The following is a 1,733-nucleotide window of genomic DNA, read 5'->3' as shown; positions in this document are numbered from 1 at the left end:
GCTCGCTGCTGATCGACGGCCCGTTGCAGTACGACGCCGCCGCCAACGAAAGCGTGGCCCGGCAACTGGCGCCCAACAGCCTGGTGGCGGGCAAGGCCACGGTGTTCGTGTTCCCGGATCTCAACACCGGCAACACCACCCACAAGGCCGTGCAGCGCAGTGCCGATTGCGTGAGCCTGGGGCCGATGCTGCAAGGCCTGCGCAAACCGGTGAACGACCTGCCCCGCGGGGCGCAGGTGGACGACATCGTGTACACGATCGCATTGACCGCGATTCAAGCCGCCAACCGACCTATGGATGTCTAAATGCTGGATTTTCTACCTGCCGCCGTGCGCGGGGTGATCGCCTCGCTGTTGCTGGCGTTGAATACGATTTTGCTGTGCTCGTTCCTGTTTATCGTGGCGCTGTTCAAGGCGCTGCCGTTTGCCAAGCGCTTCAGTGAATGGCTGATGAACCAGACCCACGAGGCCTGGATCAGCAACAACAAGGCCTGGATGAACCTGGTGTGTCGCACCCGTTGGCACCTGAAGGGCCTGGAAGGCCTGGACTATGAACACTCATATCTGGTGACCAGTAACCACCAGAGCTGGGTCGATATCATGGTGCTGCAATACGTGCTCAACCGGCGCATTCGCCCGCTGAAGTTCTTCCTCAAGCAAGAGCTGATCTGGGTCCCGGTGATTGGCTTGGCGTGGTGGACACTGGGCTTCCCGTTCATGAAGCGCTACACCAAGGCGTACCTGGAAAAGCACCCGGAGAAGAAAGGCAAGGACCTGGAAACCACCCGCAAGACCTGCGCGAAGTTTCGCCACAACCCGGTGGGCATTTTCAACTTTGCCGAAGGCACGCGGTTTACCCCGGGCAAGCATGCACAGCAACAGTCACCGTTTCGCTACCTGCTCAAGCCCAAGGCCGGCGGCATTGCCTTTGTGCTGGATGCCATGGGTGAACAGCTGAAGTCGCTGGTGAACGTGACCATTCACTATCCTGGTGGGCGCCCCGGTTATTGGGATTTGCTGTGCGGGAATGTGAAGGACGTTGTCGTGCAGTTTGAAGAGGTGCAGATTCCGGCCGAGTTTATCGGCAAGAATTATGAGCAGGATGGGGAGTATCGGTTGGCGTTCCAGGGCTGGATCAACCGGTTGTGGGAAGAGAAGGATGTGCTGCTCGCCAAATTGCACACAGATTATCCCGCCAGTCACTGATCAAAATGTGGGAGCGGGCTTGCTCGCGAATGCGGTGTGCCAGCCTATACATGTGGCGGCTGACACTCTGCTTTCGCGAGCAAGCCCGCTCCCACATTTGACCGAGTTGTTTCCAAGGCCCCATAAAAAAGCCCGCCAACATGGCGGGCTTTTTTGCGCGCGTGAAGCTTAGATCGCGCCGCGCTGGCGCAGCAGGTCCAGCACTTGCTTGACGCTGTCTTCCAGCGACAACGCCTGGGTGTCGATCACCAGGTCCGCATTCAACGGTACGTCATACGGGAACGACTCACCCGGGATGTTATCGCCGCCCGCCGCGTACAAACCTTGCGGATCACGCTCGGCACACACCAGCGGCGAAGCCTGCACGTACACGGTCAGCAAACGATCACCGCCGATCAGCGCCTTGGCCTGTTCACGCCCTTCAGCATCCGGGGCAACAAACGCCGCCAACGTCAGCAAGCCGGCTTCGTTGAACTGACGCGCCACGTGCGCGGCACGACGCCAGTTCTCGGTACGCCCGGCACGGTC

Annotated in this window: 3 protein-coding genes; 2 read left to right on the top strand and 1 reads right to left on the bottom strand. The window is 59.8% G+C overall.

Annotated elements, in window-relative coordinates; genetic code table 11:
• Together HX846_RS33460 and HX846_RS33455 are read left to right on the top strand one after the other, a co-directional pair.
• Positions 1-305, top strand: a 305-nt coding sequence (locus HX846_RS33460) for a phosphate acyltransferase (RefSeq protein WP_256740251.1), incomplete at its 5' end; no start/stop codon positions are given.
• Positions 306-1,205, top strand: a complete 900-nt coding sequence (locus HX846_RS33455) for an acyltransferase (protein WP_008432292.1) — start codon at positions 306-308, stop codon at positions 1,203-1,205. It abuts the gene before it with no gap.
• Between the two features lie 168 nt (positions 1,206-1,373).
• Here HX846_RS33455 and HX846_RS33450 read toward each other — a convergent pair.
• Positions 1,374-1,733, bottom strand: a 360-nt coding sequence (locus tag HX846_RS33450; protein WP_178967074.1) for an adenylyl-sulfate kinase, incomplete at its 5' end; no start/stop codon positions are given.

Source organism: Pseudomonas sp. K5002, assembly GCF_013386655.1.
GTDB lineage: Bacteria > Pseudomonadota > Gammaproteobacteria > Pseudomonadales > Pseudomonadaceae > Aquipseudomonas.
The sequence above is the reverse complement of the archived record's forward strand: the minus strand, read 5'-3'. Positions and strand labels throughout refer to the sequence as shown.